Genomic DNA, 22,460 nt, shown 5'->3' with positions numbered 1-22,460 from the left:
ATTTTGATGTTATCTCATACATCCGCACGGGTTTCCCTTCGCGGAATAACAACTTAAATTGTTTTCATGGTTGTATTTATGATGTCCTTTGCACACCAACGATACATAGCTTTGCTTTTTTTAAACAAGATTAATATCCACTTGATAAATTACAACCTAGGTTGTAAATTGAACGAATGAAAACGACACTTGCAGAACGATTAAAGACCGCCAGGACTGCACAAGGGCTTAGCCAAAAAGCACTTGGCGACATGATTGGTGTATCTCAGGCCGCCATACAGAAGATTGAGGTGGGGAAAGCGTCGCAAACAACCAAAATTGTTGAGCTTTCTAATGCACTGCATATTCGCCCTGAATGGTTGGCAAATGGCGGAGGACCAATGCATAGCGACAGGGTGGTTCGATCACTCCAGGAATCAAGCATTCCGCCAACATCAAAATGGGGCACCGTATCAGCTTGGGACAGCACGACAAAACTATCAGAGGACGAGGTGGAAGTGCCTTTTTTAAAGGATATTGAGTTTGCCTGCGGCGACGGGCGCATTCAAAGTGAGGATTACAACGGCTTTAAGCTCCGTTTTTCCAAAGCCACGCTGCGCAAGGTCGGTGCAAATACTGACGGTTCAGGCGTTCTTTGTTTCCCGGCAGCGGGTGACAGTATGGAACCCATCATCCCGGATGGCACCACCGTCGCAGTTGATACCAACAACAAGCGCATCATCGATGGGAAGCTCTACGCTATTGCTCAAGAGGGCAGCGGCAATGATAAGCTCAAGCGAATCAAACAACTTTACCGCAAGCCTGGCGGCCTACTCGTCATCCATAGCTTTAACCGCGATGCTGACGAAGAAGCCTACGAATCAGAGGTCGAAATCATCGGCCGTGTGTTCTGGTATTCGGTACTGTTATAGTCCGACGTAGGTGGTTTTTCGCTTACGTAGTAGCTATCGCATTTTTCCTCTAACTAAAGCCGGTGAGCCAATGCGAGCACCGGCTTTCCTCCATACTTCAAAAACGTTTACCCTCACCCAGATAACCTTACCCACGCACAACAGTTTTATACAATCACCATGCTATGGTTTTATTACCCCTTGTTGATGTTGTGTTATTCCTCCTGTCTATGTGTTGCTTTCCCGCCCTATGGCGGGATTTTTTTGCTTCTCTGTGGCCTCTTTTCTACATATCACTTTGTAGTGGAACTCTTCTTTTACAACCAAAAACAACCTGAATTAAAACTAAAGATGTTGACACAAAAACAACTATAGTTTTATATGAACACATAACGCGGTTGTTATCCCTCCAAGATAGCAATCCTCGAATCTTCACATAGGCAGTAATTATTTTCTTTAAGGATAAGGTAATTTATGACTGAGCCACAATTTCGTAGTAAAGGCCCTGAGCTTCTGGTCGAACTTTCTCAACACGTTGCCGATACGGTCAAAAACGTCACAGAGTTGGATCCACAAACTGCTGAGCTGGTCGGCAATGCCGTTGCCAAACATATGATGACCGTATGGGGCGGGCAAAATGTTTATTTTCCGATGGGAATATCGTGGCGTGCCTCTCAGCGCGATCTTCAAATCTATGAGGAGTTTGATGGCCGCAATCATAGTGCTCTGGCTAAGAAATATAATGTCTCACTGCAATGGATTTATAAAATTGTCAGAACCATGCGAAAAGATGAGCTACAGGCAAAACAAAAAAATCAGGCGTAATGTAAATGGTAAGAAATTAAAACATCAGAAATAAATTAAAATAAAAAATAACAGATAAATTACTTAATTAAATACAAATTAAAAATTCGAGTTGCGGCGAATGCGGTAAGGCATTCCTATACGCTGACTCCGGCTAATATGCGCAGTTTAAAATATTACAGATATATTCAACTATAATGCCGCTAGGTAATTAATAGAATGGGTACTCAACCGTACCCATTCTATTTATATATAAATCTCTATCTTTTACGGCCCTCCCCTCCAACACTGTATCAAGTCATTCAATACATATGTCATGTCAATCACGTTATTTTCCTAGCTTCTTATACAAATCAATCAGCCGACCCCAAAAACATGCATTTACAATGCACAAATCAATTTTTAACCGTTAAGAGCATGATAACGTTGCCCCACGATCCCTTCGGTAGGTTGAAAACACCGAGTGAAAAAAATAAATGGGGGTAATTGAGAGCAATGAGCGAAAAAGTAAGAAAACGGTGGCAACGCCGACCCGGAACCACTGGCGGTAAACTTCCCTGGAACGACTGGCGTAACGCGCTGACCTGGCGCGGAGCCACACAAATTCTGCTACTGGCGATCAATGTCTATATCGGTGTCACTTTCTATTTCTGGGTACGCTACTTTGAAACCGGCGGCACGACTCTTTATATGTCGAGACCGGGCGGCATTGAGGGCTGGCTACCGATTGCCGGATTGATGAACGCTAAGTTCACGTGGGAAACGGGCAGTTTTCCTCCAATCCATCTTGCGTCAATGCTATTACTTCTCGCATTTATTCTCACCAGCCTGTTGCTGAAGAAATCATTCTGCTCCTGGCTGTGCCCTGTAGGCACGATTTCCGAGTGGGTGGGTGCATTGGGGGGAAAAATGTTTGGCCGCCACTTCATTCTTCCGAGGTGGCTGGATATTCCGTTGCGTAGTCTGAAATACCTGTTATTGAGCTTTTTCCTCTACATCGCCTTATCAATGCCAGCACAGAGCATTTATATGTTTTTGATGTCACCTTACGGTCTAATCGCCGACGTCAAAATGCTCGGTTTCTTCCGTAATATCGGCACCATCACGCTGGTCTGCGTTTTTCTCTTTATGCTTGCCAGCCTGTTCGTCCGCCACTTTTGGTGTCGTTATCTATGTCCTTACGGTGCGCTCTTGGGAATGTTTTCACTGCTGTCACCCTTCAAAATCCGCCGAAATGCCACCAGCTGTATCGATTGCGGCAAGTGCGCCAAGGCCTGTCCATCTAACATTCCGGTGGATAAGCTGATTCAGGTGAGAACCGCAGAATGCACAGCCTGCATGACCTGCGTCGAATCCTGTCCGGTGGCATCGACACTCCATTTCTCATTGATTCAACCTTCAGGATCTCAGGAAAAAGGGAGTGAGGCAGCCAAACCGCTATGGCGACAAACCGCACTATCCGGTATTGCGATGACTGTACTGGTACTCGGCATCCTTTTCGGCATGATCGGCTTCGCAATGTACATCGGCGGCTGGGACAGTCCGATTCCCGAACAGATGTACTTCCGACTCATCCCCGGGTCACAGAGCATTGGTCACCCGTAAGAGAGAATGAGGTCAACGGTGGTTAATACAAAATAGGATGGCTTTGGGGAAAGGAATCTGAGGGAAAAATTAAGGGGCCAAATCGGCCCCTATCATTCATCTGCACTAAATAGCAGATTACATATTATCAATAATGTCCTGCGCAAACTCGCTACATTTCCGTAGCGTAGCGCCTTCCATCAGACGTTCGAAATCGTAAGTCACGGTCTTGTTCTTGATCGCGCCTTCAACGCCCTTAACAATCAGGTCAGCCGCTTCGAACCATTGCATGTGACGCAGCATCATTTCAGCGGACAGAATAACGGAACCTGGGTTCACTTTATCCTGACCAGCATATTTAGGTGCCGTACCGTGCGTGGCTTCAAACAGTGCACATTCGTCACCGATGTTCGCACCCGGAGCAATACCGATACCGCCAACCTGTGCTGCCAGCGCATCAGAAATGTAGTCACCGTTCAGGTTCATACAGGCGATTACGTCATATTCAGCAGGACGCAGCAGGATTTGTTGCAGGAATGCATCGGCGATGACGTCTTTTACAACGATCTCTTTGCCTGTGTTCGGGTTCTTGATTTTCACCCACGGGCCGCCATCGATCAGCTCACCGCCGAATTCTTCACGCGCCAACTGGTAGCCCCAGTCTTTAAACGCGCCTTCGGTGAATTTCATGATATTGCCTTTGTGTACCAACGTGAGGGAATCACGGTCGTTGGTAATCGCGTATTCGATCGCAGCGCGAACCAGACGTTTGGTACCTTCTTCGGAACACGGCTTCACGCCGATACCACACTGCTCAGGGAAACGGATTTTGCTAACACCCATTTCTTCACGCAGGAATTTGATCACTTTGTCTGCTTCAGCAGAACCCGCTTTCCACTCAATACCTGCATAGATGTCTTCGGCGTTTTCGCGGAAGATCACCATGTCGGTCAGTTCAGGTTGTTTAACCGGGCTAGGTGTACCTTCGTAGTAGCGTACCGGACGCAGGCAAACATACAGGTCCAACTGTTGGCGCAGTGCAACGTTCAGAGAACGAATACCACCACCGACTGGCGTTGTCAGCGGGCCCTTAATCGCCACACGATATTCACGGATCAGATCCAGCGTTTCGTCTGGCAGCCAGACATCTTTACCGTAAACTTGCGTGGATTTCTCACCGGTGTAGATCTCCATCCAGGAGATCGCGCGCTTGCCCTGATAGGCTTTCTTCACGGCGGCGTCCACTACGTTGATCATGGCTGGCGTTACATCGATACCAATGCCATCACCTTCGATAAACGGGATAACCGGATTGTTTGGAACAACCAGTTTACCTTGAGCATCAACCGTGATTTTCTGACCTTCTGTCGGTACCACTACTTTGCTTTCCATTAACCTCTCCTTCGAGCGCAATTTTGTTAATGACTTGTAAGATGCGTGTCAATACTACTTGAATATTTAGCCCGCGCCAATCGCAAACCATTTCGAGTATAATGCTTTTGTTACCCGCGACTATAAAGATGATGAATAAATTCCCTGTTAAAAATCACAAAGTTAAACGATTCAGCTCACAGCCAGCCAGAAAAAGGCAGCCTGACAATACGCCGCGCCGGATTGTTCTGTTCAATAAGCCCTTTGATGTCTTGCCACAATTCACTGATGAAGCCGGACGTAGCACGCTGAAAGATTACATTCCGATTAGCGGTATTTATGCCGCCGGGCGTCTGGATCGCGACAGCGAAGGCCTGATGATTCTCACCAATGACGGCAAACTTCAAGCACAGCTAACTCAGCCAACGAAAAAAACGGCCAAAATTTACTATGTGCAAGTTGAAGGCATTCCTGATGACGCCATATTGACGCGCTTTCGTACTGGTCTGGAGCTGAATGACGGCAAAACGCAGCCCGCGGGCGCGGAGATCGTGCCGGAACCTGACTGGCTGTGGCCGCGTAATCCTCCAATACGCGAACGTAAAAGCATTCCTGACTGCTGGCTAAAAATTACGCTGTATGAAGGTCGTAATCGGCAAGTCCGTCGTATGACGGCGAATATCGGGTATCCTACCCTGCGTCTGATTCGATACAGCATGGCCAATCAAACCGTAGAAAACCTGTTACCCGGAGAATGGAAGGAGATAGCGGATGTTTAAACCCCATGTAACGGTTGCCTGTGTGGTACAGGCCGAGAACCATTTTCTGGTCGTCGAAGAGTTAATTAACGACAAATTATTGTGGAACCAACCCGCGGGCCATTTGGAAGCCGACGAGACGCTGATTCAGGCGGCGAGCCGTGAGCTATGGGAAGAGACCGGCATTCAGGCAGCGCCACACAGTTTCTTGCGTCTGCATCAATGGATTGCCCCAGATAACACACCGTTTTTACGCTTTTGCTTCGCGCTCGATCTGCCTCAGCGGGCCGACACCCAACCGCACGACAGCGACATCGAATGCTGTCGCTGGGTGACCGCCGAAGAAATTCTGCATTCTCGTCAGCTTCGTTCACCGCTAGTGGCCGAAAGTATTCGCTGCTATCAGCAGCCAGAACGCTATCCGTTAACCGTATTGGGCGCGTTTAACTGGCCTTTTTAGACATCTTGCCATTCCTGCCACGCGTGAGCTAACCACCACGCGGCAGGAATAGCGATGCAGCCCTCGGTTCAACATGCTAAAATATGCCGCTTGTTTTTCGCATCAATGCGCCAGTAAATTTCAGTTCGTGAGACTCCCATGTCAGATAACAGCCAGAAAAAAGTGATTGTCGGTATGTCCGGCGGTGTTGATTCCTCCGTTTCCGCTTACCTGTTACAGCAACAGGGCTATCATGTTGAAGGCCTGTTCATGAAGAACTGGGAAGAGGATGACGACACGGAATATTGCTCAGCGGCCACTGACCTTGCTGATGCACAGGCCGTTTGCGACAAACTGGGTATCGAATTACATACCGTCAATTTTGCCGCGGAATATTGGGATAACGTTTTTGAACTCTTCCTTGAAGAATATAAAGCGGGCCGCACCCCCAATCCCGATATCCTGTGCAATAAAGAAATCAAATTCAAAGCCTTCCTGGAGTTCGCTGCCGAGGATCTCGGGGCGGACTATATCGCGACAGGCCACTACGTCCGTCGTCACGACGTTGACGGCAAAAGCCGTTTGCTGCGCGGCATGGACGGCAACAAAGACCAGAGCTATTTTCTTTATACGCTGAGCCATGAACAGATTGCACAAAGTCTGTTCCCCGTCGGCGAACTGGAAAAGCCACAGGTGCGCAAGATCGCCGAAGAACTTGAACTGGCTACCGCGAAGAAGAAAGACTCTACGGGTATTTGCTTCATCGGCGAACGCAAATTCACCGATTTTCTGGCGCGTTACCTTCCCGCACAGCCCGGCCCAATTCTGTCCGTCGACGACAATAAACCGATGGGACAACATCAGGGACTGATGTACCACACGCTGGGGCAGCGCAAAGGACTGGGGATTGGCGGCGTCAAGGACGGCGGCGAAGATCCTTGGTACGTGGTGGATAAAGACGTCGCCAACAATATTCTGTATGTCGCGCAGGGTCACGAACACCCTCGCCTGATGTCGTACGGCTTAATCGCACAGCAGTTACACTGGGTCGATCGCCAACCGCTGACCGCTGAATTACGCTGCACGGTGAAAACCCGTTACCGTCAGGCGGATATTTCCTGCACTGTCACCCCACTTGGCGACGATCGCATTACCGTGCGTTTTGATGAGCCCTTCGCAGCCGTAACTCCGGGTCAATCCGCCGTCTTTTATCTGGACGACGTTTGCCTTGGCGGCGGCATCATCGAAGAACGCTTACAGGAGTAACCGTGGCTAAGAATTATTATGAAATCACGCTGGCGCTAGCGGGCGTTTGCCAATCGGCGCATTTAGTCCAGCAGTTGGCCCACACGGGGAACTGTAATAACGATGTGCTGCATACCTCGCTGAACAGCGTATTGAACCTCAACCCAGCATCCACGTTGGCCGTTTACGGCAATGACGAGCAGAACCTGAAAGTTGGGCTGGAAACGCTGCTGGGCATTCTGAACACCAGCACCAAAGGCCCTGGCGCGGAACTCTCACGTTATGCATTTAGCATGATTGCGTTAGAACGTAAGCTAAATGCGAAATCTGCCGCGCTGGACGAATTGGGTAAGCGCATCGGGCAGTTGGAACGCCAACTAGAGCATTTTGAGCTGCTTTCCGAAACGATTGTAAGCGCGCTGGCCGCAATTTACGTGGATGTCATAAGTACGTTGGGGCCACGTATTCAAGTTACCGGTTCACCGGAAGTGCTAAAAAACAGTCAGGTGCAGGCGAAAGTACGCGCCGCGCTGCTGGCCGGTATCCGCTCTACGGTGCTTTGGCAACAGATTGGCGGCGGACGCTTGCAACTGATGTTCTCACGCAGCCAACTGGTCAAAGAAGCGAAACAGATATTGGCGCGTTGCCAATCCGTTTGATGGTATTCTTGCCATTACGGCTGACGCTAGTGTGATTAACGCCAGCGTTGCGATAATCGATTCCGTATTAAAACTGGCTGTATCGAAATAAGTCAGTTGTTGAAACGAGTTACTATCGAAACTAGTTGTTATTGAAACTAATTATTCTTGAAAATAATTGTTATTGAAACCAATCTCAGGAGTTGCTTGCGATGGAATTATCCTCACTGACCGCCGTTTCCCCTATTGATGGACGCTACGGCGATAAAGTCAGCACATTGCGCACCATTTTCAGCGAATTCGGTTTGCTGAAATTCCGTGTGCAGGTTGAAGTACGTTGGCTGCAAAAATTGGCAGCCTGTGCAGAGATCCAGGAAGTTCCTGTATTTGACGCTGACGCAAACGCTTTCCTTGATAAAATTGTCGCCGAATTCAGCGAAGAAGATGCGGCACGCATTAAAACTATCGAGCGTACGACCAACCACGATGTGAAAGCCGTTGAATATTTTCTGAAAGAGAAAGTCGCCGCTATTCCAGCATTGCATGCTGTTAACGAATTCATTCACTTCGCCTGTACTTCAGAAGACATCAACAACCTGTCTCACGCGCTGATGCTGGATACTGCTCGCCGCGACGTCATTCTGCCCCACTGGCGTCAAATTATTGATGCCCTGAAAACGCGGGCACAGGAATATCGCGATATCCCGCTGCTTTCCCGTACACACGGTCAGCCCGCTACACCATCCACCATCGGTAAAGAATTCGCCAACGTGGCTTACCGTATGGAGCGCCAATATCGTCAACTGCAACAGGTTGAAATTCTGGGTAAAATTAATGGTGCCGTCGGCAACTATAATGCCCATCTGGCTGCCTACCCAGAAGTGGACTGGCACCAGTTCAGCGAAAACTTTGTCACCTCGCTGGGCATCAACTGGAACCCGTACACCACACAGATCGAACCGCACGACTACATCGCCGAACTGTTCGACTGCATCGCGCGTTTCAACACCATTTTGATCGACTTTGACCGTGATATTTGGGGCTACATCGCACTGAATCACTTCAAACAAAAAACCATTGCGGGCGAAATCGGTTCCTCCACCATGCCACATAAAGTTAACCCAATTGACTTCGAAAACTCGGAAGGCAATCTGGGGCTGGCGAACGCCGTGCTGGCACATCTGGCTAGCAAACTGCCGGTTTCTCGCTGGCAGCGCGACCTCACCGACTCTACCGTGCTGCGTAATCTGGGCGTGGGTGTGGGCTATGCGCTGATTGCGTATCAGGCCACAATGAAAGGCATCAGCAAACTGGAAGTGAACCGCGATCGTCTGGCTGATGAACTGGATCATAACTGGGAAGTGTTAGCAGAACCGATCCAGACCGTGATGCGCCGCTACGGGATTGAAAAACCTTACGAAAAACTGAAAGAACTGACGCGCGGCAAACGCATTGACGCGGCAGGCATTCAGGCATTCATCGATGGTCTTGAATTACCTGAAGCGGAAAAAACGCGTCTGAAGGCGATGACGCCAGCCAACTATATTGGCCGCGCTATCGCCATGGTTGATGACTTGAAATAAGCGTTCTCAAACAAATTTCGTACTCCCTCTGGCGGGCGCCCTGCCCGCCAGTTTTCTCGCTCACTCAACACGCATGTAACTCGAAGTATGACGAGTATGACCATTTCCAGCCTGTTTACACTCGGTTTACCCTTCCTGTGGATAATTTAGCAAATAAAATAAACTATTTGTCCCGTGTACAATTATGATACGCGGAGGCGAAATACGTGAAAGACATGGTGCATAAGTTCGTTGCAATAACCATTTCTATTCGACAGAGGGTATAACGATGCGGATTCTGGTCGTTGAAGATAATGTATTACTACGCCATCATTTAACCGTTCAGATGAACGAAATGGGACATCAGGTTGACGCGGCGTCTGACGCTAAAGAAGCGGATTATTTCCTGCATGAGAATATGCCGGACATCGCGATTGTCGACCTCGGATTGCCCGATGAAGACGGCATGAGCATGATTCGTCGCTGGCGCGCGCATCAGGTCAAACTTCCTATTCTGGTGCTGACTGCCCGTGAAGGCTGGCAGGACAAAGTGGCCGTACTGGAAGCGGGTGCGGACGATTACGTGACCAAACCATTCCATATGGAAGAAGTTGTGGCGCGCTTGCAGGCGCTGATGCGACGCAACAGTGGTTTGGCGTCGCAAATTATCAGCCTACCGCCCTTCGAGATCGATTTGTCACGCCGCGAACTGATGATCAATAGCACTCCGATCAAGCTGACAGCGTTTGAATACACGATTATCGAGACGTTAATTCGCAACAAAGGTAAAGTCGTCAGCAAAGAGTCGCTGATGCTACAGCTGTACCCGGATGCGGAGCTGCGGGAAAGCCACACCATTGATGTACTAATGGGACGGTTACGCAAGAAAATCCAACAGGCTGAAGCGCCGGATGTGATTACTACCGTACGCGGACAAGGATATCGCTTTGATATTGATACGCCCTCAGGCCCGGCATGAGTGATAAGAAGCTGCCCTTCTCGCTTCGCATTCGTTTTCTACTCGCGACAGCGGCCATCGTGTTAGCGCTGTCGTTGGCCTATGGCGTTGTCGCTATTATCGGCTACAGCGTCAACTTTGATAAAACCTCATTCCGCCTACTGCGTGGCGAAAGTAACCTTTACTACAGCCTTGCGCAGTGGCGCGATAATCAGCTGAATATCGTCACCCCTCCCGATGTTGACATCAATTTCCCCACGCTGGTGTTGATATACGATGAGAATGGCAACGTACTCTGGCGCGAAAAGCACGTTCCCGAGCTGGAAGCACTGATAAAACCAGAGTGGCTGAGCAAGACCGCCTATCACGAATTGGATACCGACACCGATACCAGCAGCGCGGTATTAACGGGCAACACCTTATTACTGAGCAGCCTACGGGCTCTGAATGGCGCGCATAGCAATGCGCTAACTCATTCCATCGCCGTGAACGTTTATCCGAAGACCGAGCATCTTCCCTCCATCACCATTGTCGTCGTCGACCGTATCCCGCAGGAATTGCAACAGGAGGACGTGGTGTGGGAATGGTTCAGCTATGTTTTGATCGCCAACCTTCTTCTGGTGCTTCCCTTACTTTGGCTTGGCGCTCACTGGAGCCTGCGCCCTATTCAGCATCTGGTAAAACAAATTGCTGAACTAGAGAAAGGCACTCGCGATCAATTGGATGAAAATCCGCCGCGTGAATTATTTAGCCTGGTGAAAAACCTGAATATTCTGCTGAATAACGAACGCCAGCGCTACCATAAGTACCGCACGACGCTCACCGACCTCACCCACAGCCTGAAAACGCCGTTGGCGGTCTTGCAGACCACATTACGCGCGCTGCGTACCGGCAAAGAGATCACTATCGATCAGGCTGAGCCGATCATGCTGGCGCAGATCAGCCGCATCTCACAGCAGATTGGCTATTACCTGCATCGCGCCAGCGTGCGCTCAGAACATAACCTTCTGATACGTGAAGTACACTCGGTTCCAGCGCTGCTGGATGGCCTGTGTTCAGCATTAAATAAGGTGTATCAGCGCAAGGGCGTGGTATTGACGCTCGATATTCCGCCCGAGCTGACCTTCGTGGGCGAGAAGAATGATTTCATGGAAGTACTGGGCAATATCCTTGATAACGCCTGCAAGTACTGCCTGGAATTTGTCGAAATCAGCGTGCAATATTCCGATCACAAGCTGCATCTGATTATCGATGACGACGGCCCCGGCATTCTCGAAAGCAAGCGCGAAATGATCTTCCTGCGTGGGCAACGCGCCGACCGAATGCGCCCCGGACAAGGTATTGGCCTCGCCGTTGCCGTCGAAATTATCGAGCAGTATCAGGGTGAGATACTCATCAGCGACAGCGCACTGGGTGGAGCCCGAGTCGAAGCCATTTTCTCCCGCCAGAACCTTAGCCAGAACGAGGGGTGAAAGGCCGTACAGCGAGCGATGCTTCCGCTATACTTAGTGCCAAAATGCGGATTGTTTTAAAATACGGATTACTTTAAGAAAATTCATGTCTTCAAGAACAGTCATTTCCTCAAAAAACTAATTTCTGGAAAACAGTATGGACTATCAGCTTAATCTCGACTGGCAGGATTTTTTAGCGAACTACTGGCAAAAACGTCCGCTCCTGATTAAAGGCGGCTTCACTCATTTTATCGATCCGATTTCGCCCGACGAACTTGCGGGTTTGGCGTTGGAAAACGAGGTTGATAGCCGACTAGTCAGCCATCAGAACGGACGCTGGCAGGTGAGCCATGGTCCTTTCGAGAGCTACGACCATCTGGGTGAAAGCAACTGGTCGCTGTTAGTACAGGCAGTCGATCACTGGCATGAACCCTCTTCCGCCTTGATGCAGCCGTTTCGACAGTTGCCAGACTGGCGTACTGATGATTTGATGATTTCGTTTTCCGTTCCCGGTGGTGGCGTAGGGCCACATCTGGATCAGTATGATGTTTTCATCATTCAGGGAACGGGACGTCGCCGCTGGCGTGTCGGTGAAAAAATACCAATGAAGCAGCACTGTCCGCATCCAGACCTGCTTCAAGTCGACCCGTTTGAAGCCATTATTGATGAAGAGCTGGAACCGGGTGATATCGTGTATATTCCACCGGGCTTCCCACACGAAGGCTATTCGCTAGAGAATTCGCTGAACTACTCAGTGGGTTTCCGGGCACCAAACGCTCGCGAACTGGTTAGCGGCTTTGCGGATTATGTGCTTTCCCGCGAACTCGGCAGCTATCGCTACAGCGATCCCAATATCCCATCCCGTGAGCATATTGCCAGCGTGCTACCGCAAGAGCTGGATGCGTTGCAAAAAATGATGCTGGAGCTGGTGCAGCAACCGGAACATTTCCAGAACTGGTTTGGTGAATTTATTTCCCAGTCTCGTCATGAGCTTGACCTCTCTCCGCCGGAACCGCCTTATCAGGCTGGCGAAGTGTATGAGTATCTGCAACAGGGTGAACCACTGCGCCGTTTAGGCGGGCTGCGTGTCATCTGCGTTGGGGATGGCTGCTTTGTTAACGGGGAGAAAGTGAACAGTACGCACAAGGCTGCGCTGTTTGCGTTGGCTGAGCACCCCGCCATTGATGCAGAGCGACTGGGTGACGCGTTAGAAGATCCTTCTTTCCTCGCACAGCTCACGATACTGATTAACAGCGGTTACTGGTATTTCGCAGATTAAAAACAGACCAAGCTAATCGTTCGCACAAAGATAAGGCGGGAATTTCCCGCCTTACTCATATCTGCAAAATGGACTCGCTTACGGCTTCGCACGCAGCGCCGTCAACTCTGCAATCCGCATAATCACAGACACAGCCTTTTCCATCCCTTCCAGCGTGACAAATTCATGTTTACCATGATAGTTGTAGCCACCGGTAAACAGATTCGGGCACGGTAATCCCTGAAATGACAGGTGCGCGCCGTCAGTACCACCGCGAATCGGTTTCATGTTTGGTTCAATGTTGCAATCCCGCATCGCCTGCTGTGCCAACGCGATAATGTGCGGATGCTGCTCAACCTGCTCACGCATGTTGTAGTAGGTATCGGTAATCGTGACTTCAATGTAGCAATCCGGATGCAGCCCCGCGCCGACCTTTTCTGCTATATCCAGCATTGTCTGTTTACGCTGTTCAAAGCCGTTGCGGTCAAAATCCCGGACGATATAGTGCAGGTCAGCCCGCTCCACAGAGCCTTTCATGCTGTGAAGATGGTAAAAACCCTGATAGCCTTCCGTCTGCTCCGGTGATTCACTCTCCGGTACATGCTGATGATAGCGAGAGGCCAGCGTCAACGCGTTCACCATCACGCCTTTGGCGCTACCAGGATGTACATTGTTACCGACAATTTTCACCTGAACCGACGCGGCATTAAAATTCTCATACTCCAGTTCGCCGACGCCACCGCCGTCTACGGTGTAAGCCCACTGGGCGTTAAACGCTTTGACATCAAAAAACTGCGCGCCCTTGCCAATTTCTTCATCAGGCGTAAAGGCAATGCGAACATCCCCGTGCGGCAGTTGACTCTTTTTCAGGCGCACCAGTGCGGTAATAATTTCCGCGATCCCTGCTTTATCATCCGCCCCCAGCAGCGTTTTGCCGTCTGTCGTAATCAGCGTGTGCCCCAGTAGCTGGTGCAGCACCGGGAACATCACAGGCGACAGCACTTCATCTCCCACGCCCAAGGCAATGTCGCCGCCGCGATAGTTTTCCAAAATCTGTGGATTAACATTTTTGCCGCTAAAGTCCGGCGATGTATCCATATGTGAAATAAAACCGATGGCGGGTACTGACCAGGCAACGTTCGACGGAAGCGTCGCCGTCAAGCAACCCTGCTTGCTTAGTACTATCTGTTCAAATCCCAGTTCGAGCAGTTCCTGCTGCAACACACGCGCCAGTTTCAACTGGCCGTCGGTACTCGGCACCTGCCGAACACCGGATTTAGATTGTGTATCAAACGAAACGTAGTTTAAAAATCTGTCGAGTAATTTATCCATCTTATGCCCCCTGAACCCTGAAAGGCATTATGGATAGGGCTACCACGGCAGATATTGCGTCAGGTCAGTTTTTTCCCGATTTAACAAACCATAGGACCAGAATTCAGAGCAAAAAGCGGCGACAGCGTCACGAAGTGTGCCCAAATCAGGTAACAATCAGGAAACATGTGCGCTAATTCATTGACCTAGTCACCGCCATTCACGAATCCATTTACGGGAAGTCGGGCCACACAAGTTGGCGTTAGGCAGCGTTTCCCGTAAAATGCAGCCCTTAACCGCACACGCTAGCTGAAAGGTGATAACCCTTGGCACGATCGCAACGGAGATGCCGTTGATCTGCCAAATCAGGAAGCAGAGCTATACCTTAATGAAAGAAAACTCCCTGACTGTGCCGGTCGTTGAATTGCTCAACGTCCATAAAGGCTTTGATGGCAAAGACATCATTTCGCATTTTAATCTCACTATTAATAACGGTGAGTTCCTGACGATCCTCGGGCCATCCGGCTGCGGAAAAACCACCGTACTGCGTCTGATTGCCGGTCTGGAAACAGTCGATAGCGGCAATATCATGCTGGAAAAGCAGGATATTACCCACCAGCCCGCCGAGCAGCGGCACGTTAATACCGTATTCCAAAGTTACGCATTGTTCCCTCATCTCAGCGTGTTTGAAAACGTAGCATTTGGTCTGCGTATGCAGAAAACACCCGCCGCAGAAATGACTCCGCGCGTGATTGAAGCGCTAAAAATGGTGCAGTTGGACGAGCTGGCGCAACGGCGCCCACACCAATTATCCGGCGGCCAGCAACAACGCGTCGCTATCGCCCGCGCCGTCGTCAACCAGCCAAAGGTTCTGCTGCTGGATGAGTCTCTGTCCGCACTCGATTATAAGCTGCGTAAACAGATGCAGAACGAGTTGAAAGCGCTGCAACGTAAGCTGGGCATTACCTTTATTTTCGTCACGCACGATCAGGAAGAAGCCCTGACCATGTCCGACCGCATCGTGGTGATGCGTGATGGCCGCATCGAGCAAGACGGCACGCCGCGTGAAATCTACGAAGAACCGAAAAATCTATTCGTCGCCAGTTTTATCGGTGAAATCAATATTTTTGATGCCATCGTACTGGAACAGTTGGACGCACAGCGAGTGCGCGCTCTGGTCGAAGGCCACGAATGTGTTATCACCGTCAGCTTTTTGGTCAACATCGGCCAACACCTCAACGTGCTGCTGCGGCCGGAAGATTTACGCGTTGAAGAGCTTGGCGATGGCATGCAGGCAGAAGGGATGGTTGGCTACGTGCGCGAGCGCAACTATAAAGGTATGACGCTGGAATCCAATATCGAGTTGGAAAACGGCAAAATGGTCATGGTCAGCGAGTTCTTTAACGAAGACGATCCCGACTTCGATCATTCACTCAACCAGAAAGTGGACGTTACCTGGGTGGAAAGTTGGGAGGTAGTCCTGCACGATGAAGACGTCGCGTAAACGCTTTCAAAATATCATTATCACACTCATCGTTGCCTGGCTGGTGTTGTTTGTTTTCCTGCCCAATCTGATGATCATCGGAACCAGTTTTCTGACGCGCGATGACACCCATTTCGTCAGTCTGGTCTTTACGCTCGAAAACTATACGCGACTGGCCGATCCACTTTATGCTTCAGTCCTACTGCATTCGCTGAATATGGCCGTTATCGCCACGCTCTGCTGTCTGCTGCTAGGCTATCCGTTTGCCTTTATTCTGGCGCGCTTACCGAAAAAAATTCAGCCACTGATGCTGTTTCTGCTGATTGTGCCGTTTTGGACTAACTCACTGATCCGCATTTACGGGCTGAAAATTTTCCTCAGTACACGCGGCCATCTGAATGAATTCCTGCTCTGGATCGGCCTTATCGATACGCCGTTGCGGATTATGTACACCTCAGAGGCAGTGATTCTCGGTCTGATTTATATCCTGCTGCCTTTCATGGTGCTGCCACTCTACTCCAGTATTGAAAAGCTCGATAAAGCCTACCTTGAAGCCGCCCGCGATCTGGGTGCCAATAAATGGCAAACCTTTATTCGTGTGGTGATCCCGCTGACCATGCCGGGGATTATCGCTGGATGTCTACTGGTGCTGCTGCCCGCAATGGGGCTGTTCTTCGTGGCCGACCTGATGGGCGGTGCCAAGAATTTGCTGATCGGTAACGTCATCAAAAGCCAGTTTCTTAATATCCGCGATTGGCCGTTTGGTGCCGCCACCAGCATCTGCCTGACGTTGGTCATGGGTATACTGCTGTTTATCTACTACCGCACGGCCCGCCTGCTGAATAAAAAGGGAGAGCTGGAATGACTGGACGCTTAATCCGCGGTGGATTTATGTCCATCATTTACGCTTACCTGTACATTCCGATCATTATTCTGATCGTGAATTCGTTTAATCAGGCGCGTTTCGGTATCAATTGGCAAGGATTTACGCTGGATTGGTATCGGCTGTTGATGAATAACGACAGCTTGCTTCAGGCCGCACAGCACTCGCTGACGATGGCTGTGTTTTCCGCGACGTTTGCCACGCTGATTGGCTCCCTGACGGCTGTCGCACTGTATCGCTACCGCTTTCGCGGCAAGCCTTTTGTCGGCGGCATGCTGTTCGTGGTGATGATGTCGCCGGATATCGTGATGGCAATCTCCCTGCTGGTGCTCTTCATGCTGCTGGGCATATCGCTCGGGTTCTGGTCGCTGCTGTTTTCCCACATCACGTTCTGCCTGCCGTTTGTGGTGGTGACCGTCTACTCGCGTCTGAAAGGGTTTGACGTACGGATGCTGGAAGCCGCGCGCGATTTGGGTGCCAGCGAAGTGATTATTCTGCGCAAGATCATTCTGCCACTGGCGATGCCAGCGGTAGCGGCCAGTTGGTTGCTCAGCTTTACGCTGTCGATGGATGACGTGGTGGTTTCTTCGTTTGTCACCGGGCCCGCGTATGAAATTCTGCCCTTGAAGATTTACTCGATGGTAAAGGTCGGCGTATCTCCGGAAGTCAATGCGCTGGCGACGATCCTGCTGATTCTGTCGCTCGTGTTGGTGCTCAGTAGCCAGCTAATTTTACGCGACCGCACCGGAAAATAAGATTGCAGCTCGCACGATAAATACCGTTATTTTCATACCTGTCGGCATCAGGCAGGTATTTTCTTTGGGACTAATAAGGAGGTAAACATAATGAAAAAGTGGCCACACCTACTGGCAGCCTGCGCGATGATGTTTGGTATCAGTACCGCCAATGCCAACGACGGGAAAACGCTCTATTTCTATAACTGGACCGAATACGTGCCGCCGGGCCTGTTGGAGCAGTTCACTAAAGAAACGGGAATCAAGGTGATTTACTCCACCTATGAATCCAACGAGAGCATGTACGCCAAGCTGAAAACCTATAAAGACAGTGCCTACGATTTAGTCGTGCCGTCGACCTATTTCATCTCCAAGATGAGCAAAGAAGGCATGCTGCAAAAGATTGATACCAGCAAGCTCAGCAACTTCCATAATCTCGATCCGAACCTGCTGCACAAATCTTTCGATCCGAACAACGATTACTCGATTCCCTATATCTGGGGCGCAACGGCGATTGGCATTAATCATGAAGTGATTGACCCTGCTAGCGTCACCGGTTGGGCCAATCTGTGGGACAAGAAATACAAAGACAGTCTCCTGCTGACGGACGATGCACGTGAAGTGTTCCAAATTGCCCTGCGTAAGTTGGGTTACTCAGCGAACACCACCGACCCCAAAGAGATTGAGGCGGCCTATAAAGCGCTACAAACCTTGATGCCGAACGTGCTGACGTTCAATTCGGATAACCCTGGTAACCCGTTCATTGAGGGTGAGGTTAATCTGGGTATGGTGTGGAACGGTTCTGCCTACGTGGCACGTCAGGCCGGCACACCGCTGGATGTCATCTGGCCAAAAGAAGGCGGTATCTTCTGGATGGACAGCCTGGCTATTCCGGCCAACGCCAAAAACGTTGACGGTGCGATGAAGCTGATCGACTTCCTACTGCGCCCAGAAGTGGCAGCGCAGGTTGCAGAAACCATCGGCTATCCGACGCCGAATCTGGCGGCGAAAAAATTACTGCCACCGGAGGTTTCAAGTGACAAAACACTGTACCCAGATGATGAAACCATCGCCAAAGGCGAATGGCAGAACGACGTTGGCAGCGCCAGCACGTTGTATGAAACCTATTTTCAGCAGCTAAAAGCCGGGCGTTAATCGCGAGATACCGTGTCACGCGATAGCAATGCTGCTTCTTTATCCGATCGGCTAGAGACGATTATTATCATAAAGCCGTCCCTTTGATAGGGACGCTCATATTCACGGTGTTAACACCTTCTAGTTCAAGTAGCTGAATTTTTTTTGCGATACCTCCAGCATACCCGGTCAAGCTGTTATTGGTGCCTATGACCCGGTGGCAAGGAATGATAATAGATATTGGGTTGTGACCAACCGCCCCACCGGTAGCCTGCGCTGACATGCTGGTTTTACCCATAACAGCCGCAACATCTTTGGCTACGGTTCCGTATGTAACATATTCACCATACGGGATCTGACATAATCGTTGCCAAACAGCCAGTCGAAAATCACTGCCGCTTGGTGCCAATGGCAGAGCATCGAGGGAAGGGTTATGGCCAGAGAAATAAGCATCTAACCATCGTCTAATGGCAGAAAAAAGCGGAAGTTCGGAGCCTATCGACAGTTCGACTTGAAGGGACTGGGCATAATATTTTTGACCGACAAACCAGAGTCCGGTCAAGTTTTTCCCATCGGCGGCTATCGTAATTTCCCCCATTGGAGAATCATACTGACTGAAAAACATATTGTGCCCCTTTTTGTTGGGTGAAATGTCTTAACAAATATCCTAAGTATTGGCTATCTGTGACTTTGGGTAGAAACAACGCAAAGACTTTCTGTGATGAAATAGTGACAGATCTAACAACACTGATGCACTCACCAGTCATGCAAAAGCGAATCACCCTTACAATAAATGACTTATAAATATCAAGACAGATTGTTCAGCGGCAGCGATTTTGATTTTTTGCGCGAATCCGGCATCAACAAAGTGGCTAGTCCAAGCAACGGAAGATAACCACAGGCATCATAAACAGACACAATTCCATAGATATCTGCCAACTTACCTAAACCGGCGGCGGCAATTCCGCCCACACCAAACATGGTGCCGAACATAATTCCAGCCACCACGCCCGTTCTTCCTGGCACAACTTCTTGTGCGTATACCACAAGTGCAGCAAACGCAGAAGACAGTACAAAACCAATGATGAGTGTTAGCGTGACGGTCCAGAAAAAATTTGCATGCGGCAGGATCGGAGCGAACGGAATAACCCCTAAAAATGATATCCAGATCACCGCCTTGCGACCAATACGATCGCCAACCGGTCCACCCGCAAACGTTCCAATAGCTACGGCTGCAAGGAAAGCAAACAGGCAGAACTGTGCGTCGCGTAAGGTAATATCAAAGCGTTGAATCAGGTAAAATGTATAGTAATTGCTGATGGAGGCGATATAGGTGAACTTCGTCAGCATCAAAATACTGACAATCGCAACGGCAAGAATGACTTTGTCTCGGGGTAACTTTTCACCACTGAGGCTATCGTGTTTTTTGCTCTGCGCATGTCCGTGAGCGATAGTCCAACGGCTTATGCGAGTCAAAATAACGATGGCAATGAGCGCAATGATCATCAACCACGCGACTGACATTTGCCCGTGGGGAAGTATCAATAGTGCGGCGATCAAAGGACCGAATGCGGTGCCAGCATTTCCCCCAACCTGAAAAACTGACTGAGCTGTGCCAAACTTCCCACCGGAAGCCATTCGGGCAACCCGTGAAGCCTCAGGGTGAAATGTGGATGAACCCACACCAACTAACGCCGCAGAGATGAGTAACAAGGTAAAGCTGTCAGCTATTGCCAACAAGCCGATACCCAGAAACGTAACAACCATCCCTGCCGGTAAAAGATAGGGTTTAGGACGTTTGTCAGTATATAAACCAACCCAGGGTTGAAGAAGGGAGGCCGTGATTTGGTAAACCAGCGCAATCATGCCGATTTGTGCGTATGACAGCGTGAAATTTTCTTTTAGCATCGGATACCGGATGCAGTTTTCGTATCTGGAAGCAGCGGGCGCGGATTTTTGTGTCCATGGACCTGCTTTCTAACGGTATGCCAGTCAAACATGTGGCCTATAAACTGGGTTTTTCATGCCCATCTTCTTTCGTTGCCGCATTTCGCACAGTGACGGGTCAGACTCCTTCCTGTTTTTCAGGGTTGTCTGACACTCACAGTGATAAGTGACGTAGTTCATGCGCTAACGTGTACAGGCGGCTTGAACGCTCGTTTAGCGTATCCGTATGACCGCTCGACGGGTTTTGTCAGCCCCCTGTTTGTCCCTATCTGACGTCATTTCTTTAACATCACCTGGCAAGTTTTCGCACCTAAAACCATCATATTGACAGCTAAAAGCATTATCCTGACGGTATTAGGAAAATAATTACGCGCAGCTTCTTCTATAATGATCCAACACTCATAAGGATTACGATAAGGATCACCACCATGCTACACCTCTCCAGCCATAGTTTTCAGGACGGCGAAAATATCCCAGGCGAATTTGCTTTTGCCATTCCGGATGCAACCAATCACATTTCGCTGTCCTCTAACCACAATCCCCACCTTGCCTGGCACGGCGCTCCCGAAGGGACACAGTCTTTCGTGTTGATCTGTCACGACCCAGATGTACCCAGCCGCGGTGATGATGTGAATCAGGAAGGCCGCGAGGTTAGCGCCTCTCTGCCCCGTGTTGATTTCTACCATTGGCTGTTGCTGGATATTCCAGCCAGCGTCAGCGAGATCGCCGCCGCTTCGCATTCCGATAGCATTACTCCGCGCGGAAAAGCAGGTCCAGATGCCCCAACAGAGCTCCGACACGGCGTCAACGATTACACCGTTTGGTTCGCCACCGACGAACAGATGAAAGGCACCTACTATGGCTATGATGGCCCGTGCCCGCCGTGGAACGATGCGCTCGTCCATCACTACATTTTCACACTGTACGCTCTCGCGACGCCGTCTTTAGCGATAGAGGGTGAGATTAACGGGGCGAATGTCCATGCCGCGCTGGCTAACGCGCCAGTATTGGCAGAAGCGAAACTTACCGGACTGTATACGCTGAATCCTCAATTGTTATGAGCGTGACCGCTTTACGCCCTGCTTCTCCGTCTCTCATTGAAGAGGCGGACTGGCGTTTGCCATCAGGCCAGCCGCTACAGCGGTATGGTCTGTGCGCATTGGCACAGCCTCACCTGCGCACACCACAGCAAACAACGCGTTTTCATTTTTATGAGGCCACGCTTCTGCTGGTTCTTTCGGGTCAATTGACCATTATCGAACAGAATAAAACAACGACTGTCGACACGCCGTCTCAGCTTTGCCTGATTACACCTGATGCGAATGCCGATCTGACGAAAATACCCAGCGGTTATGACTCCGTTTTTCGATCAATCTTCCTGACGTTTTCACCCACGCTTCTGGCGCGTTTTTATCTCCGCTATCCTGATGAATCCTCATCAGCGCATCATCCTCAACCCTTCACTACCCTCACGCTGGATAGCGCACTCACCAGCACATTGCAGTATTTGGTTGAAGGGATTACAGGCAACGAGCTCAATGAATCACGTCTCGAACTCCGGCTGATGGATATGCTGCTGGTGCTATCAGAACGCGGATATCGCTTTGGCGCACCGCCACAGCCTGGCGTTTCCACCCAGCTACGTGCGCTGATCAGTGAGGAACCGGAACGCCACTGGACCGCACAGTCTGCAGGCCGTTTGCTGGCGATGAGCGAAGCCACGCTACGCCGGAGGTTATCCGCTGAGCAAACGCGTTTTGAATTGCTACTGTTGGAGACGCGAATGCAGCACGCCATGATGTTGGTACAGACGACGTCATGGAATATGCAACGTCTGGCTGAGGCCTGTGGGTATAAATCCTCGGCTCGTTTTTCCGAACGATTTAAAACCCGTTTTGGCTGTTCACCTACCAAGATTCGTTAATCCACTCTTGGCGGAGTAGCGCCACCATCCTGCAATATCTATACCCGTCATCTTTCAAGCTGCAGGTGTGTTGGCTTCCCTTACTC

Annotated in this window: 21 protein-coding genes and 1 pseudogene; 18 read left to right on the top strand and 4 right to left on the bottom strand. The window is 50.1% G+C overall.

Annotated features, from left to right (window positions below):
* Positions 1 to 176 precede the first annotated feature (176 nt).
* From GZ59_RS10225 to GZ59_RS10215, 3 genes are all read left to right on the top strand, one after another.
* Positions 177 to 911, top strand: a complete 735-nt coding sequence (locus tag GZ59_RS10225) for an XRE family transcriptional regulator (RefSeq protein ID WP_039291591.1) — start codon at positions 177 to 179, stop codon at positions 909 to 911.
* 453 nt (positions 912 to 1,364) lie between these two features.
* The gene (locus tag GZ59_RS10220) at positions 1,365 to 1,715 is read left to right on the top strand and encodes a Mor transcription activator family protein (RefSeq protein ID WP_011093988.1); all 351 of its coding nucleotides are present in this window, start codon (positions 1,365 to 1,367) and stop codon (positions 1,713 to 1,715) included.
* A gap of 474 nt (positions 1,716 to 2,189) precedes the next feature.
* Entirely contained in the window at positions 2,190 to 3,299 is a 1,110-nt protein-coding gene (locus GZ59_RS10215) for a 4Fe-4S binding protein (RefSeq protein ID WP_039291588.1), read from the top strand.
* A 117-nt stretch (positions 3,300 to 3,416) separates the two neighbouring features.
* Here GZ59_RS10215 and icd read toward each other — a convergent pair whose 3' ends face one another.
* The gene (icd, locus tag GZ59_RS10210; RefSeq protein WP_039291585.1) at positions 3,417 to 4,670 is read right to left on the bottom strand and encodes an NADP-dependent isocitrate dehydrogenase; all 1,254 of its coding nucleotides are present in this window, start codon (positions 4,668 to 4,670) and stop codon (positions 3,417 to 3,419) included.
* 101 nt (positions 4,671 to 4,771) lie between these two features.
* Between icd and rluE the strand changes: the two genes are divergently transcribed.
* The 8 genes from rluE (at position 4,772) to GZ59_RS10170 (ending at position 12,979) form a co-directional block, all read left to right on the top strand.
* Complete coding sequence (rluE, locus tag GZ59_RS10205; protein WP_011093991.1) at positions 4,772 to 5,428, top strand: 23S rRNA pseudouridine(2457) synthase RluE; 657 nt, start codon at positions 4,772 to 4,774, stop codon at positions 5,426 to 5,428.
* Positions 5,421 to 5,867, top strand: a complete 447-nt coding sequence (locus GZ59_RS10200) for an NUDIX domain-containing protein (RefSeq protein WP_011093992.1) — start codon at positions 5,421 to 5,423, stop codon at positions 5,865 to 5,867. The genes rluE and GZ59_RS10200 overlap by 8 nt, the downstream gene beginning before the upstream one ends.
* A gap of 138 nt (positions 5,868 to 6,005) precedes the next feature.
* Positions 6,006 to 7,112, top strand: a complete 1,107-nt coding sequence (gene mnmA / locus GZ59_RS10195) for a tRNA 2-thiouridine(34) synthase MnmA (RefSeq protein ID WP_011093993.1) — start codon at positions 6,006 to 6,008, stop codon at positions 7,110 to 7,112.
* Between the two features lie 2 nt (positions 7,113 to 7,114).
* Positions 7,115 to 7,750 carry a high frequency lysogenization protein HflD gene (gene hflD / locus GZ59_RS10190; RefSeq protein WP_039291580.1) on the top strand — a complete coding sequence of 212 codons (636 nt, stop codon included), beginning with the start codon at positions 7,115 to 7,117 and terminating at the stop codon, positions 7,748 to 7,750.
* A 191-nt stretch (positions 7,751 to 7,941) separates the two neighbouring features.
* A complete protein-coding gene (gene purB / locus GZ59_RS10185; protein WP_039291577.1) occupies positions 7,942 to 9,312 on the top strand; it encodes an adenylosuccinate lyase in 1,371 nt (456 codons plus the stop codon).
* A 268-nt stretch (positions 9,313 to 9,580) separates the two neighbouring features.
* Positions 9,581 to 10,270 carry a two-component system response regulator PhoP gene (gene phoP / locus GZ59_RS10180; protein ID WP_039291574.1) on the top strand — a complete coding sequence of 230 codons (690 nt, stop codon included), beginning with the start codon at positions 9,581 to 9,583 and terminating at the stop codon, positions 10,268 to 10,270.
* Positions 10,267 to 11,721 carry a two-component system sensor histidine kinase PhoQ gene (gene phoQ / locus GZ59_RS10175; RefSeq protein WP_039291572.1) on the top strand — a complete coding sequence of 485 codons (1,455 nt, stop codon included), beginning with the start codon at positions 10,267 to 10,269 and terminating at the stop codon, positions 11,719 to 11,721. Before phoP ends, phoQ begins: the two co-directional genes overlap by 4 nt.
* Before the next feature lie 136 nt (positions 11,722 to 11,857).
* The gene (locus GZ59_RS10170; RefSeq protein WP_039291567.1) at positions 11,858 to 12,979 is read left to right on the top strand and encodes a ribosomal protein uL16 3-hydroxylase; all 1,122 of its coding nucleotides are present in this window, start codon (positions 11,858 to 11,860) and stop codon (positions 12,977 to 12,979) included.
* A gap of 78 nt (positions 12,980 to 13,057) precedes the next feature.
* Here GZ59_RS10170 and pepT read toward each other — a convergent pair whose 3' ends face one another.
* Positions 13,058 to 14,290 (bottom strand): peptidase T, encoded by a 1,233-nt coding sequence (pepT, locus tag GZ59_RS10165; RefSeq protein WP_039291564.1) that lies wholly within the window; start codon positions 14,288 to 14,290, stop codon positions 13,058 to 13,060.
* 325 nt (positions 14,291 to 14,615) lie between these two features.
* On the opposite strand from pepT, the gene potA reads away from it, so the two are divergent.
* The 4 genes from potA (at position 14,616) to potD (ending at position 18,524) form a co-directional block, all read left to right on the top strand.
* The gene (gene potA, locus GZ59_RS10160; protein ID WP_373365826.1) at positions 14,616 to 15,773 is read left to right on the top strand and encodes a spermidine/putrescine ABC transporter ATP-binding protein PotA; all 1,158 of its coding nucleotides are present in this window, start codon (positions 14,616 to 14,618) and stop codon (positions 15,771 to 15,773) included.
* Positions 15,757 to 16,617 (top strand): spermidine/putrescine ABC transporter permease PotB, encoded by an 861-nt coding sequence (potB, locus tag GZ59_RS10155; protein ID WP_039291559.1) that lies wholly within the window; start codon positions 15,757 to 15,759, stop codon positions 16,615 to 16,617. The genes potA and potB overlap by 17 nt, the downstream gene beginning before the upstream one ends.
* Entirely contained in the window at positions 16,614 to 17,390 is a 777-nt protein-coding gene (gene potC, locus GZ59_RS10150; RefSeq protein ID WP_011094002.1) for a spermidine/putrescine ABC transporter permease PotC, read from the top strand. Before potB ends, potC begins: the two co-directional genes overlap by 4 nt.
* 90 nt (positions 17,391 to 17,480) lie before the next feature.
* Positions 17,481 to 18,524 carry a spermidine/putrescine ABC transporter substrate-binding protein PotD gene (gene potD / locus GZ59_RS10145; protein WP_039291556.1) on the top strand — a complete coding sequence of 348 codons (1,044 nt, stop codon included), beginning with the start codon at positions 17,481 to 17,483 and terminating at the stop codon, positions 18,522 to 18,524.
* 67 nt (positions 18,525 to 18,591) lie between these two features.
* Here potD and GZ59_RS10140 read toward each other — a convergent pair whose 3' ends face one another.
* Together GZ59_RS10140 and GZ59_RS10135 are read right to left on the bottom strand one after the other, a co-directional pair.
* On the bottom strand, positions 18,592 to 19,128 hold the full coding sequence (locus tag GZ59_RS10140; protein WP_039291553.1) for a methylated-DNA--[protein]-cysteine S-methyltransferase: 537 nt from the start codon (positions 19,126 to 19,128) through the stop codon (positions 18,592 to 18,594).
* Positions 19,129 to 19,310: 182 nt separating this feature from the next.
* Positions 19,311 to 20,369 carry an MFS transporter gene (locus GZ59_RS10135; protein WP_244167467.1) on the bottom strand — a complete coding sequence of 353 codons (1,059 nt, stop codon included), beginning with the start codon at positions 20,367 to 20,369 and terminating at the stop codon, positions 19,311 to 19,313.
* Between the two features lie 32 nt (positions 20,370 to 20,401).
* Between GZ59_RS10135 and GZ59_RS22875 the strand changes: the two are divergent.
* The 3 genes and pseudogenes from GZ59_RS22875 to GZ59_RS10125 form a co-directional block, all read left to right on the top strand.
* Positions 20,402 to 20,620, top strand: a pseudogene (locus tag GZ59_RS22875) (helix-turn-helix domain-containing protein); the annotation flags it as partial.
* A 258-nt stretch (positions 20,621 to 20,878) separates the two neighbouring features.
* Positions 20,879 to 21,511, top strand: a complete 633-nt coding sequence (locus tag GZ59_RS10130) for a YbhB/YbcL family Raf kinase inhibitor-like protein (protein WP_011094007.1) — start codon at positions 20,879 to 20,881, stop codon at positions 21,509 to 21,511.
* Complete coding sequence (locus tag GZ59_RS10125; RefSeq protein WP_011094008.1) at positions 21,508 to 22,374, top strand: AraC family transcriptional regulator; 867 nt, start codon at positions 21,508 to 21,510, stop codon at positions 22,372 to 22,374. The genes GZ59_RS10130 and GZ59_RS10125 overlap by 4 nt, the downstream gene beginning before the upstream one ends.
* Positions 22,375 to 22,460: the final 86 nt, after the last annotated feature.

Origin of the sequence: Pectobacterium atrosepticum (genome assembly GCF_000740965.1) — a bacterium.
Taxonomy (GTDB): domain Bacteria; phylum Pseudomonadota; class Gammaproteobacteria; order Enterobacterales; family Enterobacteriaceae; genus Pectobacterium; species Pectobacterium atrosepticum.
This window is presented reverse-complemented; position numbering and strand designations above follow the sequence as displayed.

Excerpts from the sequence above, each read along its gene's own strand:
- GZ59_RS10220 (WP_011093988.1), top strand. The coding sequence starts at position 1,365 with ATGACTGAGCCACAATTTCGTAGTAAAGGCCCTGAGCTTCTGGTCGAA.
- GZ59_RS10225 (WP_039291591.1), top strand. The coding sequence starts at position 177 with ATGAAAACGACACTTGCAGAACGATTAAAGACCGCCAGGACTGCACAA.
- potC (WP_011094002.1), top strand. The coding sequence starts at position 16,614 with ATGACTGGACGCTTAATCCGCGGTGGATTTATGTCCATCATTTACGCT.
- phoQ (WP_039291572.1), top strand. The coding sequence starts at position 10,267 with ATGAGTGATAAGAAGCTGCCCTTCTCGCTTCGCATTCGTTTTCTACTC.
- GZ59_RS10140 (WP_039291553.1), bottom strand. The coding sequence starts at position 19,128 with ATGTTTTTCAGTCAGTATGATTCTCCAATGGGGGAAATTACGATAGCC.
- potA (WP_373365826.1), top strand. The coding sequence starts at position 14,616 with ATGCCGTTGATCTGCCAAATCAGGAAGCAGAGCTATACCTTAATGAAA.
- GZ59_RS10200 (WP_011093992.1), top strand. The coding sequence starts at position 5,421 with ATGTTTAAACCCCATGTAACGGTTGCCTGTGTGGTACAGGCCGAGAAC.
- purB (WP_039291577.1), top strand. The coding sequence starts at position 7,942 with ATGGAATTATCCTCACTGACCGCCGTTTCCCCTATTGATGGACGCTAC.
- GZ59_RS10125 (WP_011094008.1), top strand. The coding sequence starts at position 21,508 with ATGAGCGTGACCGCTTTACGCCCTGCTTCTCCGTCTCTCATTGAAGAG.
- icd (WP_039291585.1), bottom strand. The coding sequence starts at position 4,670 with ATGGAAAGCAAAGTAGTGGTACCGACAGAAGGTCAGAAAATCACGGTT.
- mnmA (WP_011093993.1), top strand. The coding sequence starts at position 6,006 with ATGTCAGATAACAGCCAGAAAAAAGTGATTGTCGGTATGTCCGGCGGT.
- potB (WP_039291559.1), top strand. The coding sequence starts at position 15,757 with ATGAAGACGTCGCGTAAACGCTTTCAAAATATCATTATCACACTCATC.
- GZ59_RS10170 (WP_039291567.1), top strand. The coding sequence starts at position 11,858 with ATGGACTATCAGCTTAATCTCGACTGGCAGGATTTTTTAGCGAACTAC.
- GZ59_RS10215 (WP_039291588.1), top strand. The coding sequence starts at position 2,190 with ATGAGCGAAAAAGTAAGAAAACGGTGGCAACGCCGACCCGGAACCACT.
- phoP (WP_039291574.1), top strand. The coding sequence starts at position 9,581 with ATGCGGATTCTGGTCGTTGAAGATAATGTATTACTACGCCATCATTTA.
- GZ59_RS10130 (WP_011094007.1), top strand. The coding sequence starts at position 20,879 with ATGCTACACCTCTCCAGCCATAGTTTTCAGGACGGCGAAAATATCCCA.
- rluE (WP_011093991.1), top strand. The coding sequence starts at position 4,772 with ATGCTTTTGTTACCCGCGACTATAAAGATGATGAATAAATTCCCTGTT.
- GZ59_RS10135 (WP_244167467.1), bottom strand. The coding sequence starts at position 20,369 with ATGATTGCGCTGGTTTACCAAATCACGGCCTCCCTTCTTCAACCCTGG.
- pepT (WP_039291564.1), bottom strand. The coding sequence starts at position 14,290 with ATGGATAAATTACTCGACAGATTTTTAAACTACGTTTCGTTTGATACA.
- potD (WP_039291556.1), top strand. The coding sequence starts at position 17,481 with ATGAAAAAGTGGCCACACCTACTGGCAGCCTGCGCGATGATGTTTGGT.